Source organism: Micromonospora sp. WMMD558, from assembly GCF_049315255.1.
In the GTDB taxonomy this organism is placed as follows: domain Bacteria; phylum Actinomycetota; class Actinomycetes; order Mycobacteriales; family Micromonosporaceae; genus Micromonospora.
The window spans coordinates 1,252,661-1,266,172 of record NZ_CP186061.1 but is presented as its reverse complement, the minus strand read 5'-3'; the positions used below and the strand labels follow the sequence as shown (position 1 = coordinate 1,266,172).

Annotated in this window: 14 protein-coding genes; 11 read left to right on the top strand and 3 right to left on the bottom strand. The window is 72.1% G+C overall.

Annotated features, from left to right (window positions below):
• The 6 genes from ACN26Y_RS06075 to ACN26Y_RS06050 are packed head-to-tail and all read left to right on the top strand — an operon-like array spanning position 1 to position 6,259.
• Positions 1 to 648: a histidine phosphatase family protein gene (locus ACN26Y_RS06075; protein ID WP_155329335.1), complete on the top strand. Its 648-nt coding sequence runs from the start codon at positions 1 to 3 to the stop codon at positions 646 to 648.
• Positions 648 to 1,223 (top strand): TlpA family protein disulfide reductase, encoded by a 576-nt coding sequence (locus tag ACN26Y_RS06070; protein ID WP_155329334.1) that lies wholly within the window; start codon positions 648 to 650, stop codon positions 1,221 to 1,223. Before ACN26Y_RS06075 ends, ACN26Y_RS06070 begins: the two co-directional genes overlap by 1 nt.
• Entirely contained in the window at positions 1,223 to 2,080 is an 858-nt protein-coding gene (locus ACN26Y_RS06065) for a cytochrome c biogenesis CcdA family protein (protein ID WP_155329333.1), read from the top strand. The genes ACN26Y_RS06070 and ACN26Y_RS06065 overlap by 1 nt, the downstream gene beginning before the upstream one ends.
• Positions 2,080 to 3,750 carry a cytochrome c biogenesis protein ResB gene (resB, locus tag ACN26Y_RS06060; protein ID WP_155329332.1) on the top strand — a complete coding sequence of 557 codons (1,671 nt, stop codon included), beginning with the start codon at positions 2,080 to 2,082 and terminating at the stop codon, positions 3,748 to 3,750. Before ACN26Y_RS06065 ends, resB begins: the two co-directional genes overlap by 1 nt.
• Complete coding sequence (ccsB, locus tag ACN26Y_RS06055; protein ID WP_155329331.1) at positions 3,750 to 4,724, top strand: c-type cytochrome biogenesis protein CcsB; 975 nt, start codon at positions 3,750 to 3,752, stop codon at positions 4,722 to 4,724. The genes resB and ccsB overlap by 1 nt, the downstream gene beginning before the upstream one ends.
• A gap of 53 nt (positions 4,725 to 4,777) precedes the next feature.
• Complete coding sequence (locus ACN26Y_RS06050) at positions 4,778 to 6,259, top strand: AAA family ATPase (protein WP_422734451.1); 1,482 nt, start codon at positions 4,778 to 4,780, stop codon at positions 6,257 to 6,259.
• A gap of 117 nt (positions 6,260 to 6,376) precedes the next feature.
• Here the strand turns inward: ACN26Y_RS06050 and ACN26Y_RS06045 are convergent, their stop codons facing one another.
• Positions 6,377 to 6,967 (bottom strand): protoglobin domain-containing protein, encoded by a 591-nt coding sequence (locus ACN26Y_RS06045; RefSeq protein WP_155329330.1) that lies wholly within the window; start codon positions 6,965 to 6,967, stop codon positions 6,377 to 6,379.
• A gap of 203 nt (positions 6,968 to 7,170) precedes the next feature.
• On the opposite strand from ACN26Y_RS06045, the gene ACN26Y_RS06040 reads away from it, so the two are divergent.
• On the top strand, positions 7,171 to 8,631 hold the full coding sequence (locus ACN26Y_RS06040; protein ID WP_422734450.1) for a menaquinone biosynthesis decarboxylase: 1,461 nt from the start codon (positions 7,171 to 7,173) through the stop codon (positions 8,629 to 8,631).
• Positions 8,631 to 9,542, top strand: coding sequence for a menaquinone biosynthesis prenyltransferase MqnP (mqnP, locus tag ACN26Y_RS06035; RefSeq protein WP_155329328.1), 912 nt, complete (start codon positions 8,631 to 8,633; stop codon positions 9,540 to 9,542). Before ACN26Y_RS06040 ends, mqnP begins: the two co-directional genes overlap by 1 nt.
• A 19-nt stretch (positions 9,543 to 9,561) precedes the next feature.
• Here mqnP and ACN26Y_RS06030 read toward each other — a convergent pair whose 3' ends face one another.
• Complete coding sequence (locus ACN26Y_RS06030) at positions 9,562 to 10,566, bottom strand: terpene synthase family protein (protein ID WP_422734449.1); 1,005 nt, start codon at positions 10,564 to 10,566, stop codon at positions 9,562 to 9,564.
• Positions 10,567 to 10,737: 171 nt separating this feature from the next.
• Here ACN26Y_RS06030 and ACN26Y_RS06025 point away from each other — a divergent pair, with 171 nt between their 5' ends.
• Positions 10,738 to 11,367, top strand: coding sequence for a UbiX family flavin prenyltransferase (locus ACN26Y_RS06025; protein ID WP_155329326.1), 630 nt, complete (start codon positions 10,738 to 10,740; stop codon positions 11,365 to 11,367).
• 68 nt (positions 11,368 to 11,435) lie between these two features.
• On the opposite strand, the gene ACN26Y_RS06020 is transcribed toward ACN26Y_RS06025, so the two are convergent.
• The gene (locus ACN26Y_RS06020) at positions 11,436 to 11,702 is read right to left on the bottom strand and encodes a BldC family transcriptional regulator (protein WP_130321259.1); all 267 of its coding nucleotides are present in this window, start codon (positions 11,700 to 11,702) and stop codon (positions 11,436 to 11,438) included.
• Positions 11,703 to 11,970: 268 nt separating this feature from the next.
• Here ACN26Y_RS06020 and ACN26Y_RS06015 point away from each other — a divergent pair, with 268 nt between their 5' ends.
• Both ACN26Y_RS06015 and ACN26Y_RS06010 read left to right on the top strand, forming a co-directional pair.
• Entirely contained in the window at positions 11,971 to 12,429 is a 459-nt protein-coding gene (locus ACN26Y_RS06015) for an Lrp/AsnC family transcriptional regulator (protein WP_155329325.1), read from the top strand.
• A 224-nt stretch (positions 12,430 to 12,653) separates the two neighbouring features.
• On the top strand, positions 12,654 to 13,502 hold the full coding sequence (locus tag ACN26Y_RS06010) for an SDR family NAD(P)-dependent oxidoreductase (RefSeq protein ID WP_422734448.1): 849 nt from the start codon (positions 12,654 to 12,656) through the stop codon (positions 13,500 to 13,502).
• The last annotated feature ends 10 nt before the right edge of the window (positions 13,503 to 13,512 follow it).

Below are 13,512 nucleotides of genomic sequence, written 5' to 3'. Positions count from 1 at the left end.
GTGAGCAAGACGGTGGTCCACGTGCTGCGGCACGGCGAGGTGTACAACCCCGAGGGCATCCTCTACGGCCGGCTGCCGGGCTTCCGCCTGTCCGAGCTGGGCGTGCAGATGGCGAAGGCCGCCGCGCAGGGGCTCGCCGAGCGGGAGGTCGTGCACGTGGTGGCCAGCCCGCTGGAGCGCGCCCAGCAGACCGCCGAGCCGATCGCCGCGCAGTTCGGGCTGCCGGTCGGTGTCGACGAGCGGCTGATCGAGAGCGCCAACTGGTTCGAGGGTAAGAAGGTGTCCCCGGGCGACGGGTCGTTCCGCGACCCGCGCAACTGGTGGGTACTGCGCGACCCGGTGACGCCGAGCTGGGGTGAGGCGTACCGCGCGATCGCGGAGCGCATGTTCGCCGCCCTGCACGCCGCCCGCGTCGCCGCCGAGGGGCGGGAGGCCGTCCTCGTCTCCCACCAGCTGCCGATCTGGACCCTGCGCCGGTACGTCGAACGCAAGCGCCTCTGGCACGACCCGCGTAAGCGGCAGTGCGGGCTGGCCAGCCTCACCTCCTTCCACTTCGACGGCGCCAAGGTGGTCGGCATCGGGTACACCGAGCCGGCCGCGCACCTGATCGCGATGTCGCCGACCGCCCGGACAGCCAAGGGGGCGTGATGAACCGGCCTCTCAGGTTGACCGCCGGCCTGCTCGCCGCCGTCGCCACGGCGGCGCTCGCCGCCTGCTCCCCGTCGAACGCGGAGAAGGCCTGCGACAACCGGGACGGGATCATCGAGTGCGCTCCGGACCAGCGTTCCGCCGCCCCGGAACTCGCCGGTGAGCTGCTTGACGGCGGCAGCTACGACGTGGCACGCGACCGCGGCCAGGTCGTGGTGGTCAACTTCTGGGGTTCCTGGTGCGCGCCCTGCCGCGCCGAGGCCGACGACCTGGAGGCGACCTACCAGGCGACCAAGGGCTCCGGCGTGACGTTCCTCGGCATCAACATCCAGGACCAGCGGGACAAGGCGAAGGCGTTCGAGGAGGGCCGGGTGACGTACCCGAGCCTGTTCGACCCGCCGAGCCGCCTGGCGCTCGCGCTGGACATCCCGCCGAACACCATCCCGGCCACCGTCGTGCTCGACCGGGAGGGCCGGATCGCCACCGTGATCCGGGCCGCCGTCAAGCAGGAGGGCCTCCAGCCCATCGTCGAGCGGATCGCCGCGGAGTCGCCCGCGCCGACCGGCCAGCGCTGATGGGCGAGACGTTCCGCGAGCTCGCGCAGTCCGGTCCGCTGCTGCTCGCCATCGGCGCGGCGGCCCTGGCCGGCCTGGTGAGCTTCCTGTCCCCCTGCGTCCTCCCCCTGATGCCCGGCTACCTCTCCTACGTAACGGGCCTAGCCGGCGCCGACCTCGAAGGACGCCGCGAAAGGAAGGGCCCCCTCTTAACGTCTCCGGTAGAGGAAGGGCCCCCTGTTAACACCTCGGGCGGGGGCGTGGCGGTGCGGGAACGCACCCGGGCCGCCGCGGCGGCCGTCAAGGGCCGGGTGCTCGCCGGCACGCTGCTGTTCATCGCCGGCTTCACCGTCGTCTTCACCGCCACCGCGATCCTGTTCGCCACCGTCGGCAAGGTCCTCTTCCAGTACGAGCGGACGCTGGAGATCGTGATCGGCGGGCTGATCGTGCTCCTCGGGCTGAGCTACGTCGGGGCGCTGCCCGGGTTGCAGCGCGAGTTCCGCATCCAGAAGCTGCCGTCCGCCGGGCTGCTCGGCGCGCCGGTGCTCGGCGCGGTCTTCGCGCTGAGCTGGGTGCCCTGCACCGGCCCGACGCTCGGCGCGGTGCTGGGAATGGCCACCGTCGGGGGCCAGACCGACCGGGCGGTGGTGCTCGCCGTGGCGTACTGCCTCGGGCTGGGGGTGCCGTTCCTCGTCTTCGGGCTGGGCTTCCAGCGCCTGCTCGGGGTCTTCCGCGCCGTCCGGCGCAACAGCCGGTGGGTCACCCGGGTCGGCGGCGTGCTGCTGATCCTGATCGGCCTCGCCCTCGTGACCGGCGGCTGGACCAACTTCGTGAGCTGGTTGCAGGCCACCGTCGGCGCCGGTGAGGTGAGCATCTGATGACCGTCGTGGACGAGCGGCCGGCCCCGCCGGCCGAGGCGCCCCGGCGCCGCCCCAACCCGGTACTCGCGTTGCTGCGCAACTCGTGGCGGCAGCTCACCAGCATGCGTACCGCGCTGGTGCTGCTCTTCCTGCTCGCGGTCGCCGCGATCCCCGGCTCCGTCCTGCCGCAGCGCGGCGTCAACCCGGAGGACGTACGGGACTACTTCGCCGCCCATCCGGACCTGGCCCCGGTGCTGGACCGGCTGGGCGCGTTCGAGGCGTTCGGGTCGGTCTGGTTCTCGGCGATCTACCTGCTGCTCTTCACGTCGCTGATCGGCTGCATCACGCCCCGGCTCCGGGACCACGTCCGGGCCCTACGGTCGCAGCCGCCCGCTGTCCCGAAGCGGCTCGACCGGCTGCCCCAGCACGCCGTCCTCGCCGCCCCGGCCGGCGGTGCCGCAGCGATCGCCGAGTCGCTGCGCCGCCGCCGCTGGCGGGTGGTGGTGCGGGGTGACGAGGTCTCCGCCGAGAAGGGGTACCTCAAGGAGACCGGCAACCTGCTCTTCCACACCTCGATGGTGGTGGTGCTGGTCGGTGTCGCGCTCGGCTCGTGGTACGGCTGGAGCGGCAACCGCCTGCTGGTGGCCGGCGCGGAAAACGCGTTCTGCAACACCCAGCAGCAGTACGCGGAGACGTCGTTCGGTGCCCGGGTGGGCAGCGCCGACCTGCCGGGGTTCTGCCTGAGCTTGAACGACTTCGAGGCGGAGTTCCTGGAGTCCAACGGCCAGCCGGAGTCCTTCAACGCGGAGGTGACCGTCGACGAGGACGGCGGCGCCCCGCGCCCGGCCGAGTTCTCGGTCAACTCGCCGCTGCGCCTGGACGGCGCGAACGTCTACCTGCTCGGCCACGGGTACGCCCCGGTGGTCCGCTACACCGATCGCTTCGGCCGCAGCCAGACCAGCACGACTCCGTTCCTCACCACCGGAGACATCGGGATCACCGGCGAGGGCGTGGCGACCTTCCCCGACGCCAACGTCGACCCGGCCACCGGCAAGCGGGACGCGAACCTCCAGATGGCCTTCTCCGGCCTGTACCTGCCGACCGCCCCGCAGGAGGGCCCGTTCGTCCGGTCCGAGTTCCCGACCGAGCGCAACCCGCTGCTCAACCTCGTCGCGTACCGGGGCAACCTGGGCCTGGACGCCGGCATCCCCGGCTCGGTGTACGAGCTGGATCAGCGACAGGTGCGGGAAGGCAAGGTCAAGGAGGTCGGCACGAAGCTGCTCAAGGTCGGCGAGGCCTGGACGCTGGACGACGGCTCAAAGCTGGAGTTCCTGGGCACCGAGCCGTACATCGTGCTGTCGGTGCGGTACGACCCGGGTGCGACGCTGCTGCTGGCCAGCTCCGGCACGCTGCTGCTGGGCCTGATGGGCTCGCTCTTCGGCCGCCGGCGCCGGGTCTTCTTCCGGGTGCTGCCCCCCGCCGGGGTGACGGCCGGTGACCCCGCCGGTGGATCTCCGACGGGCGGTAGTAGTTTGGTCGAGGCCGGTGGGCTGCCGCGCACCGACCATCCCGGGTTCGCCGACGAGTTCGCGCAGCTCGTGGCCGCGGTCAGCGGCGACGGGACGCGGGACGAGCGGGTCGGTGCCGGTCCTGACGACCAGGCCGGGGCGCGAGAAGGAGCCGAGTGATGTCCGCACTCTCCGACCAGCTGGTGTCGTTCGCGATCCTGGCGTACCTGGTCGCGATGATCAGCCACGCCGTCGAGTACGCGCTCGGCAACGCCCGTACCCGGGCCGCCGCGCCCGCCCGCGAGCTGGTCGGCGCGGGCGTGGGAGCGCCCGGCGAGGTCGTCGCGAAGGTGCCGGCGGCCGACGGTACGGCAGCGGCCGAACGCACCGCCGCGCGGGCCCGGCTGGCCGGCCGGATCGCCGTCGGCGCGACCGCCGTGGCCGCCCTGCTGCACCTGGGTGCGCTGGTCACGCGCGGCCTCGCCGCCGACCGGATGCCCTGGGGCAACATGTACGAGTTCGTGCTGACGGTCTCGTTCATCGGGACCGCGGGCTGGCTCGCCGTGCTGTGGAAGCGCCCGCCGCTGCGCCGCCTCGGGCTGTTCCTGACGCTGGTCATGGTGCTGCTGGTGGCGACCGCCGAGCTGGTGCTGTACACGCCGATCGTCCCGCTGGTGCCGGCGCTCAACTCGTACTGGTTCGTCGTCCACGTCTCGACGATCGTGTTCAGTTCCGGGGTCTTCCTGCTCGGTGTGGTGCCGGCGGTCGCGTACCTGATGCGGGCCGGCTGGGAACAGGGCCGGCGGAGCTTCCCGTACACCCTCGCCAGGCGGATGCCGGCGGCGGCGGCCCTGGAACGGCTGACCTTCGTGCTGCACGCGTTCTCGTTCCCGATCTTCACCTTCGCGGTGATCGCCGGGGCGATCTGGGCCGAGGCGGCCTGGGGCCGGCCGTGGGGCTGGGACCCGAAGGAGACCTGGGCGTTCATCTCCTGGGTGGTGTACGCGGGCTACCTGCACGCCCGGGCCACACCGAGCGTGAAGCGGAACGTGGCGACCTGGCTGGCCGTGCTCGGCTTCCTCACCGTGCTGATGAACCTGTTCGGCGTGAACATCTTCTTCGAGGGCCTGCACTCGTACGCCGGCATCGACTGACCCTGCATTTTGTATAACTACAGTTATAAGAAGTGTAGTTATACTTTGCGTCCATGGAGCTGAGCAAGCCCGCGGAAATCTTCGACCGTGACGTCGAGTGGGCGGAGTTGGTCCGCTTCGCCACCGACGACCGGCGAGGTGCCACGTTGGGCGTGGTGAGCGGGCGCCGCCGGCAGGGCAAGACGTTGCTGCTGTACGAACTGGCCCGCGCCGCGGGCGGCTTCTACTTCGGGGCGACCGAGGCGACACCGACGGAGTCGCTGCGGCGGCTGGGCGAGGCGCTCGGCCGGCACACAGGTGCCCCTGGGCCGGTCCATCTGGCCGACTGGTCGAGCGCGGTTGACGCGCTGCTGGCCCTGGGTCGCGAACGCCAGCTCCCGGTGGTGATCGACGAGTTTCCCTACCTGGCTCGGGCGAGCCGTGACCTGCCGTCGGTAATCCAGCACGCACTCACCCCGGGCCGCGCGGAGCGCACCGACTCCCGTTCCCGTCTGCTGCTGTGCGGCTCCGCGCTCTCGTTCATGGGCGGGCTGCTGGCCGGCGCCGCTCCGCTGCGCGGGCGGGCCGGGCTCGAACTTCCCGTCGCACCCCTCGACTACCGGGCGGCGGCGGCCTTCTGGGGGATCAGTGACCCGTCGCTCGCCGCCCGGGTGTTCGCCATCGTCGGGGGCACACCGGCCTACCGGCGGGAGTACGTGCAGGACGACTCGCCCGAGGGGCCCGGCGACTTCGACGACTGGGTCGTGCGGGCGGTGCTGAATCCTGCGCGTCCACTGTTCCGTGAGGCGCGCTACCTGCTCGCCGAGGATCCGGACCTGCGGGACACGGCCGTCTACCACTCCGTACTCGCGGCGGTCGCCGAAGGCAACGGCACCCGGGGCGGCATCGCCGGCTTCATCGGGCGCAAGGCCACCGATCTGCAGCACCCGCTCACGGTGCTCGAGGACGCCGGCCTCCTGGTTCGCGAGCCGGACCCGCTGCGCAGCGGCCGTAGCCGATACCGCATCGCGGAGCCTCTCATCACCTTCTACCAGACCGTCATGCGGCCGGCCTGGACGGCGCTGGAGCAGCGGCGTGGCACGGACGTCTGGCGACGTTCCGAGCGACGGTACACGAGCGGGGTGCTGGGCCCGGCGTTCGAAGAGATCGTCCGGCAGTGGGCCGTGCGCTTCGCCGCGCCCGATACGCTGGGCGGCATCGCCGCCGAGGCGAGCTCGGGTGTGCTGACCGACCCGGCCAGCCGGACGAGCCTGGAACTCGACCTCGTCGCGCTCGGAGAGCCGCCACCTGGCGACGGCCCCCGTCCGCTGCTCGCCGTCGGTGAGGTCAAGTGGGGCCGTACGTTGGGCGTCCCTGACCTGGACCGGCTGGCCAGAGCGCGTGACCTGCTCGTCGCCCGACCCGGCCTGGACGCCCGTGGTGCCCAGCTGTTGCTCGCCAGTGGTGCGGGGTTCACCGATGACCTGCGCCAGGTCGCCCAACGCCGGCCTGACGTGGTTCTCGTCGACCCGGCGCGGCTCTACACCGGTGACTGAACACCGCGGGACGCACCGCCCGGGGGTGATGCCGGGGACCAGTTGGCCGGGGTGATCGACCGCAGGTCGTCCTCCATCGCGGCGACCCGGTCCGGGCCGAACGTGTCCGCCCGGCGATCACCAACAGCCGGTAGCGGTGAACGGCCTGCTCCACAGGGCGACCTGGAGGACGACCGACTTCAGCCACGCCTGGTGCATGGCCTCGACCTCGTCCGCGCTGTGCCCCTTGTTGGCGAGGAACGGCCGGATGGTCGTGGTGATCGGGACGATGAACGCGATGATGTGCCGCAGGTTGATCAGCGGTACCGAGGGGGCGTTGTCGGTCGCGTTCTTGCGTTGCGGGGTGTGCCGTAGCCCGATCTCCTCGGCGTAGTCCAGCCACGCCGGGTCGTACGGCCGGTTGCAGGTGTCCAGGATCCACTGGCCGAACCGGCCGCGTACGCGCTGCTGGTAGTCCTCGATCGGCTGGCCGCCCGGAGTGGCGAAGTAGGCGGCGAGATGCGGGTGGGCGGTCACGAAGCCGTACCAGACGTCGAGGATGTCCTCGATCTGATCGGCCAGCACCTCGCCCGCGGTGCGCAGTGCCGCCTCGTCGCTCGGCGCGAACATCGCGCTGGCCTTGATCTGGTCGAGATCGGCGAGGGTGACGGGGGATCGGGCGACCCGATCCGTGCCGTACGTGTATCCGGCGACCTTCGTTCCCGTCATCTGGTAATCCTCCGTCGCTCGCATCGGGGATGTGGGACTCGACTTCCTGCCGAGGAGGGTACGGTCTGAATCCCGGCATGCGTGCTGAAGCGGCACGAACCCATCCGAAGGGTGCGGGCGACGATGGGTCAGCGTCGTCGCGGCAAGCCGGGGGACCGACCCGCCTCGGCCGGTCACGACCGGGATGCGGGAGACTTGCGGGTATGGCGGCTCGTGGCTTCCCGTACACCGATCTCAAGGACTTCCTCGCGGCGCTGGAGCGCGCGGGTGAGCTGCGGCGGGTGACCGTCCCCGTCGACCCCACCCTGGAGATCAGCGAGATCGTCACCCGCACGGTCCGCGCGGGTGGCCCGGCGCTGCTCTTCGAGCGCCCGACCCGCGGTGAGATGCCGGTGGCGATCAACCTGTTCGGCACCGAGAAGCGGATGGCGATGGCGCTCGGCGTCGATTCGCTGGACGAGATCGGCGCCCGGATCGGCGCTCTGGTCAAGCCGGAACTCCCGGTCGGCTGGTCCGGCATCCGTGAGGGCCTGGGCAAGGTCATGCAGCTCAAGTCGGTGCCGCCGCGCAAGGTGAAGACCGCGCCCTGCCAGCAGGTGGTGTACCGGGGCGAGGACGTCGACCTGAACCGGCTGCCCGGCCTGCAGGTGTGGCCCGGCGACGGCGGGATCTTCCACAACTTCGGCCTGACCCACACCAAGCACCCGGAGACCGGCAAGCGCAACCTCGGGTTGTACCGGCTCCAGCAGCACAGCCGGAACACGCTGGGCATGCACTGGCAGATCCACAAGGACTCCACGGCGCACCACGCGGTCGCCGAGCGGCTCGGCCAGCGGCTGCCGGTCGCCATCGCCATCGGCTGCGACCCGGTGGTCTCGTACTCGGCGAGCGCCCCGCTCCCCGGCGACATCGACGAGTACCTGTTCGCCGGCTTCCTGCGCGGCGAGCGGGTCGAGATGGTCGACTGCCTGACCGTGCCCCTTCAGGTCCCGGCCCACGCCCAGGTGGTGCTCGAGGGGTACATCGAGCCCGGCGAGCGGCTGCCCGAGGGCCCGTTCGGCGACCACACCGGCTTCTACACCCCGGTCGAGCCGTTCCCGGTCCTGCACGTCGAGACCATGACCATGCAGCGCGACCCGGTCTACCACTCGATCGTCACCTCCAAGCCGCCACAGGAGGACCACGGCCTCGGCAAGGCCACCGAGCGGATCTTCCAGCCGCTGCTCAAGCTGCTGATCCCGGACATCGTCGACTACGACCTACCCGCCGCCGGCGTCTTCCACAACTGCGCGATCGTGTCGATCCGCAAGCGCTACCCGAAGCACGCCCAGAAGGTCATGAACGCGATCTGGGGCGCACACCTGATGTCGCTGACCAAGCTGATCGTGATCGTCGACGAGGACTGCGACGTGCACGACTACAACGAGGTGGCCTTCCGCGCCTTCGGCAACGTCGACTACGCCCGCGACCTGCTGCTCACCGAGGGGCCGGTCGACCACCTCGACCACTCGTCGTACCAGCAGTTCTGGGGCGGCAAGGCGGGTGTCGACGCCACCCGCAAGCTCCCCGAGGAGGGCTACACCCGGGGCTGGCCCGAGGAGATGACCATGAGCCCCGAGGTGGTCTCGCTGGTCGACAAGCGCTGGAAGGAGTACGGCGTCTGATGGCCGTCGTCGACGCGCCGGTCGAGCGGCCGGGCCGGGTGAGGTCATTCCTCAAGCTCGTGGCGATCGAGCACTCCGTGTTCGCGTTGCCGTTCGCGTACCTCTCCGCGTTGACCGCGATGGAGGTGACCGGCGGACGGGTGCGCTGGCTCGACCTGCTGCTGATCACCGTGGCGATGGTCGGGGCGCGGACGTTCGCGATGGCCGCCAACCGGATCCTCGACCGGCGGATCGACGCGCGCAACCCGCGTACCGCGAACCGGGAACTGGTGACCGGAGCGGTGAGCCTGCGGACGGCCTGGACCGGCGCGGCGGTCGCGCTGGTCGTGTTCCTGGCCGCCGCCGCCCTGCTCAACCCGCTCTGCCTGGTGCTCGCGCCGCTCGCCGTGGTGCCGCTGGTCGTCTACCCGTACGGCAAGCGGTTCACCAACTGGCCGCACGCGATCCTCGCGTTGGCGCAGGCGGTGGGCCCGGTCGGCGCCTGGCTCGCGGTGACCGGCACCTTCGCCGGTTCGTGGCCCGCGTGGCTGCTCGGGGCGGCGGTGGGGCTGTGGATCGGCGGCTTCGACCTGATCTACGCGTGCCAGGACGCCGAGGTGGACCGGGAGATCGGCGTGCACAGCGTGCCGGCCCGCTACGGGCTGCGTTTCGCGCTGCACGCCTCGACCGTCGCGCACGTGGTGACCTTCGCCTTGTTCATCTGGTTCGGCGTACTGGTGGGCTTCGGCTGGCTCTGGTGGATCGGGCTGGCACTGACCGCGGTCGCCTTCGCGTACCAGCACGTGGTGGTGAGCCCGACCGACCTGAGCCGGGTCAACCGGGCGTTCTTCACGGCCAACGGCTTCGTCGGCATCGCGCTGTTCGTCTTCGCCCTGCTCGACCTGGTGGTCCGGCTCGGCCTGCGGCCCTGACCGGCCGCCCCGGCCGGTGTTAAGAAGGGGCCCCTGCCCTACCGGAGGCGTTAAGAAGGGGCCCTTCCTTACCCGCGTAGCGGGTGCTCTCGACGGTCCAGTCGATGGTGCCCCGGACGGCGTTGGCGATCACGTCCAGGTGGTCGCCGACCGCGGCGTCCACCGCCCGGCCGAACGACGGCACCGCCGCGCGTAACTCCACGAAGCGGCGCATCGACTCCCGCCAGCGATCGGCGACCAGCGCGACCGCCTCGGCCAGCGGCACCCGCCGCTCACCGGCGACCGCCAGCACCAGGTTGTGCCCCACGGCGGTGGGCTGCTCCCGATCCAGCGACGCGAGGTCGTTGTACCAGGACAGCAGGTCGTTGCCGGTGTCGGCGACCCGGCGCAGCGCCGGGTGGTGGTAGACCGCGTCCGGCAGCGGGCGCCCGGTCACGAACTCCACCAGCGGGTACGACAGGTACGCCGCCGAGGTGGCGCGCCGCAGCTCGATGTACTCGGCGACACCCGGCCGGTGGCCGGCGGCCTTGCCGACCGCTTCCCGCCAGGTGCCGTCGAGGTGGTGGGCGACCGCGTCGGCGACCCGCGTCCGCCACCGCGCCGGCATCCGGCGGCGCGGCTCCCGCCACGCGCGGACCAGCAGCCGCCGCAGCCCACCGTCCAGCCCGGGGGACCGGAGGCGGGCCCCGCCGTGCAGCACGGTCAGCGTCCCGGTGCGCAGTGCGCGGATCTCGTCCGGGGCGAGCCGCTGCGGCCCGTCGCAGGCGTCGTCGACGAGGAAGAACCAGGTGAAGAGCGCGGTCAGCACCCGCAGGTCGGCCTCGGTGGCGCCCGGGTAGAGCCGGCCGGCGTACCGGGCGACGCCGGCGGCGGCCAGCCGCCGCCGGGCCGCGGCGTCCAGCGGCAGGTCGAGACCGGGCAGCAACTCGTCGACGAGCCACCGCTGCACCGCGTCGGCGTACGGCGAGATCCGGGGCGCGATCGGGCACTCGGCCCGCAGCGACCAGAGGACCGCCCCGGTCATCACCGATTCCTCCCGCGTGCGAGCTGCCGACGATGCATATCGCTGCGGAGAGCATGTCAGGTTGGCGGGATGCCCGCCTTCCGGGGCGGACAAGCTGGCTGAGTGGGGTGGGAAACCTCCCAAACCGGGGGTGCCATCGGCCGGGCTGCGACGACCAGGCAGGCTGGAGGCATGCGCGAACCATGGGTGGTCGGGGTGTCCGGGGCGTCCGGCACGCCGTACGCCGCCGCCGTCGTCCGGGCGCTGCTCGACGCCGGCGAACCGGTGGACCTCATCGTCTCCCGGGCCGCCCGGTTGACCATCCTCGACGAGACCGGTCGGTCGTTCCGCGACGGGCACTGGGCCGAGGACCTGGCCGCCTGGCTGGGGCAGGACCTCGTCGGCGCCGACGTCCGCCACTGGCCGGCGGGCGACCTGGCGGCCGGGCCCAGCAGCGGCTCGTATCCGGTACGCGGCATGGCGGTGGTCCCGGCGAGCACGGCGGCCTGCGCCGGCATCGCCATCGGCCTCTCCAAGGACCTGCTGCAACGGGCGGCCGAGGTCAACCTCAAGGAGCGCCGGCCGGTGGTCGTGGTCCCCCGTGAGACGCCCGTGACGCGGAGCCACCTGGAGCACCTCATCGCCCTGCACGACGCCGGTGCGGTGGTACTACCGGCCAGCCCCGGCTTCTACGGGGCGGGAGCGGCGGCCTCCGCCGCTCAACTCGTGGACTTCGTCGCGGGCAAGGTGCTGGACGCCCTGGGCGTACCGCACACGCTCTTCCGCCGCTGGTCGGGCGAGTTGGGCGCGGCGCGCGAGTGAAGCGCGCGCCGGTCCGATCGGCGCGCGGACCGGTTGCCAGGATCCGGTCCGCGCGACGTCACACCGCTTCAGTACATCCCGGCGTTGGCCGGGCCGGAACCGGTCGAGGCGGTAGGGCCCGCGTTGCGTGGCTTGCCCATGTCCTCCGCCTCGTCCAACATGCCCTCCCCCTCGAGCAGGGCCCGCACCTCGGATTCCCGAAACCGGCGATGCCCGCCTGGAGTCCGGATACTGCCTATCCGGCCCGCCGCCGCCCACCTCGTCACAGTCTTGGGATCAACCCGAAACAGCGCGGCGACCTCACCCGGTGTCAGCAGGCGATCTCCAGTGTCCACAGCCCCCTCCTCGCGTCGACGAAGCCCCCGGCTGAACACACTGCCCCCGGCCGGTGCGAGCCCAGAGCCGTCATGAGGGACGTATGGCAATTACAGCACCGGCGACCTGGCTTGTCCGCCAAACGCGAAAAACCCACTGAGTGGGAAGTTAGGAAATGTTACCCGCGAACGTCCGTCTTCACGGCTGGTTTGTGAACAATTACGCTCCGTATGCTCATCCGGGACCGCGCACTCGGCGTGACCACCGTGGGACTAGGGTCTACAGTCCGTGGACGCGATCGACCTGAGCCTCGTTGAGCTGCTGCGCGGCAACGCCCGCCTCTCCTACGCCGAGCTGGCCCGACAGGTGGGGCTCTCCGCCCCGGCCGTGCACGAACGGGTCGGCAAGCTGGAGTCCAGCGGCGTGATCCGCGCGTACCGGGCCGAGGTGGAGCCGGAGACCATCGGCCTGGGCGTGACCGCCATCATCGGCATCGTCGAGGACTCGGCCGCGGACACCGACGACGTGCTGGAGGCGTTCCGGGCCATCCCCGAGATCGAGTCCTGCTACTTCATGGCGGGGGTCGAGTCGTTCCTGCTCAAGGCCCGGGTCGGGACGATCGCCGAGCTGGAGGCGCTCATCGTGCGCCTGAACCGCACCCCGGGCGTGGCGTCCACCCGTACCTCGATCGCCCTGTCGACCAAGTGGGAGAACCGGCCCCAGCCCGTCGCCCCACCGCCCGCCTGACCCGGTCGCCCGCAGTCCACCTCCCCAATTCCCGGCCGGCGACCCCGAAGCGGACGCTGTCGAGCTGCCCCGTCGGTGCGACCACGTCGGCCGGTCCGGGCCGGCGTCGCCGCCCCGTCCATGAGGGCAGCTCGACAGGAGACGGACACCGTCCCGACCGGCACGGAGGAGCGTCGCCGTCGCGGCTCTGGCGGCAACCGGACCGGCGGTAGTAGCGTGCGCCGATGACCATCCCGACGACCGGCGCGGGCACCGTCGCCCCCGGTGCCGCCGTGGTGACCGGCGCGGCCGGGGGACTCGGGCAGGCCATCGCCGCCGCGCTGCACGCCGACGGGTGGCCGGTCCTCTTCACCGACCTCGACCCCGACGCGGTGGCCGCCGCCGCGGCACCGCTGGGCGGGTGGTCCCGCGCGCTGGACGTCCGCGACGAGGCGGCCTGCGTCGACGTCGCGGCCGAGGCGGCCGGACGCGGCGGTCTCGGGCTCTGGGTCAACAACGCCGGAATCCTCGTCACCGGCCCCTCCTGGGAGCACGACGCGGCGACCCGACGCCGGGTGCTGGAGGTCAACACGCTCGGCGCGATGAACGGCAGCCTCGCGGCGCTGGCGGTCATGCGGAGCCAGGGGCACGGGCACGTGCTGAACGTCGTCTCGCTCGCCGGGCTGGTGGCCGCCCCGGGTGAGACCGTCTACGCGGCCAGCAAGCACGCCCTCGTCGCGTTCAGCATCGGTACGCAGGCCGACCTGCGGCTGGCCGGGCACCGGGAGGTACACGTGTCGTGCCTGTGCCCGGACGGGATCTGGACGCCGATGCTGCACGACCGGCTGGACGACCCGGGCGCCGCCGCCTCCTTCACCGGGACGCTGCTCACGCCGGAACGCGTGGCCCGCCGGGCCGCGCGACTGGCCCGGCGGCCACGCCCGGTGGTCGCCGTCCCGCGCTGGCGGGGCGCGCAGGTCCGCCTCCTCGACGCGCTGCCCGGCGCGGCGCTGCGGCTCCTGCCGGCGGTGATGGCCGTCGGCCGGGCCGGCCAGCGCCGGCAGCGCCGCCGGACCGGCGGCGGGCCGTACTGACCAGGCTTGC

Excerpts from the sequence above, each read along its gene's own strand:
- ACN26Y_RS06065 (WP_155329333.1), top strand. The coding sequence starts at position 1,223 with ATGGGCGAGACGTTCCGCGAGCTCGCGCAGTCCGGTCCGCTGCTGCTC.
- ACN26Y_RS06010 (WP_422734448.1), top strand. The coding sequence starts at position 12,654 with ATGACCATCCCGACGACCGGCGCGGGCACCGTCGCCCCCGGTGCCGCC.
- ACN26Y_RS06050 (WP_422734451.1), top strand. The coding sequence starts at position 4,778 with ATGGAGCTGAGCAAGCCCGCGGAAATCTTCGACCGTGACGTCGAGTGG.
- ACN26Y_RS06025 (WP_155329326.1), top strand. The coding sequence starts at position 10,738 with ATGCGCGAACCATGGGTGGTCGGGGTGTCCGGGGCGTCCGGCACGCCG.
- ACN26Y_RS06070 (WP_155329334.1), top strand. The coding sequence starts at position 648 with ATGAACCGGCCTCTCAGGTTGACCGCCGGCCTGCTCGCCGCCGTCGCC.
- resB (WP_155329332.1), top strand. The coding sequence starts at position 2,080 with ATGACCGTCGTGGACGAGCGGCCGGCCCCGCCGGCCGAGGCGCCCCGG.
- ACN26Y_RS06045 (WP_155329330.1), bottom strand. The coding sequence starts at position 6,967 with ATGACGGGAACGAAGGTCGCCGGATACACGTACGGCACGGATCGGGTC.
- ACN26Y_RS06040 (WP_422734450.1), top strand. The coding sequence starts at position 7,171 with ATGGCGGCTCGTGGCTTCCCGTACACCGATCTCAAGGACTTCCTCGCG.
- ccsB (WP_155329331.1), top strand. The coding sequence starts at position 3,750 with ATGTCCGCACTCTCCGACCAGCTGGTGTCGTTCGCGATCCTGGCGTAC.
- ACN26Y_RS06030 (WP_422734449.1), bottom strand. The coding sequence starts at position 10,566 with ATGACCGGGGCGGTCCTCTGGTCGCTGCGGGCCGAGTGCCCGATCGCG.
- mqnP (WP_155329328.1), top strand. The coding sequence starts at position 8,631 with ATGGCCGTCGTCGACGCGCCGGTCGAGCGGCCGGGCCGGGTGAGGTCA.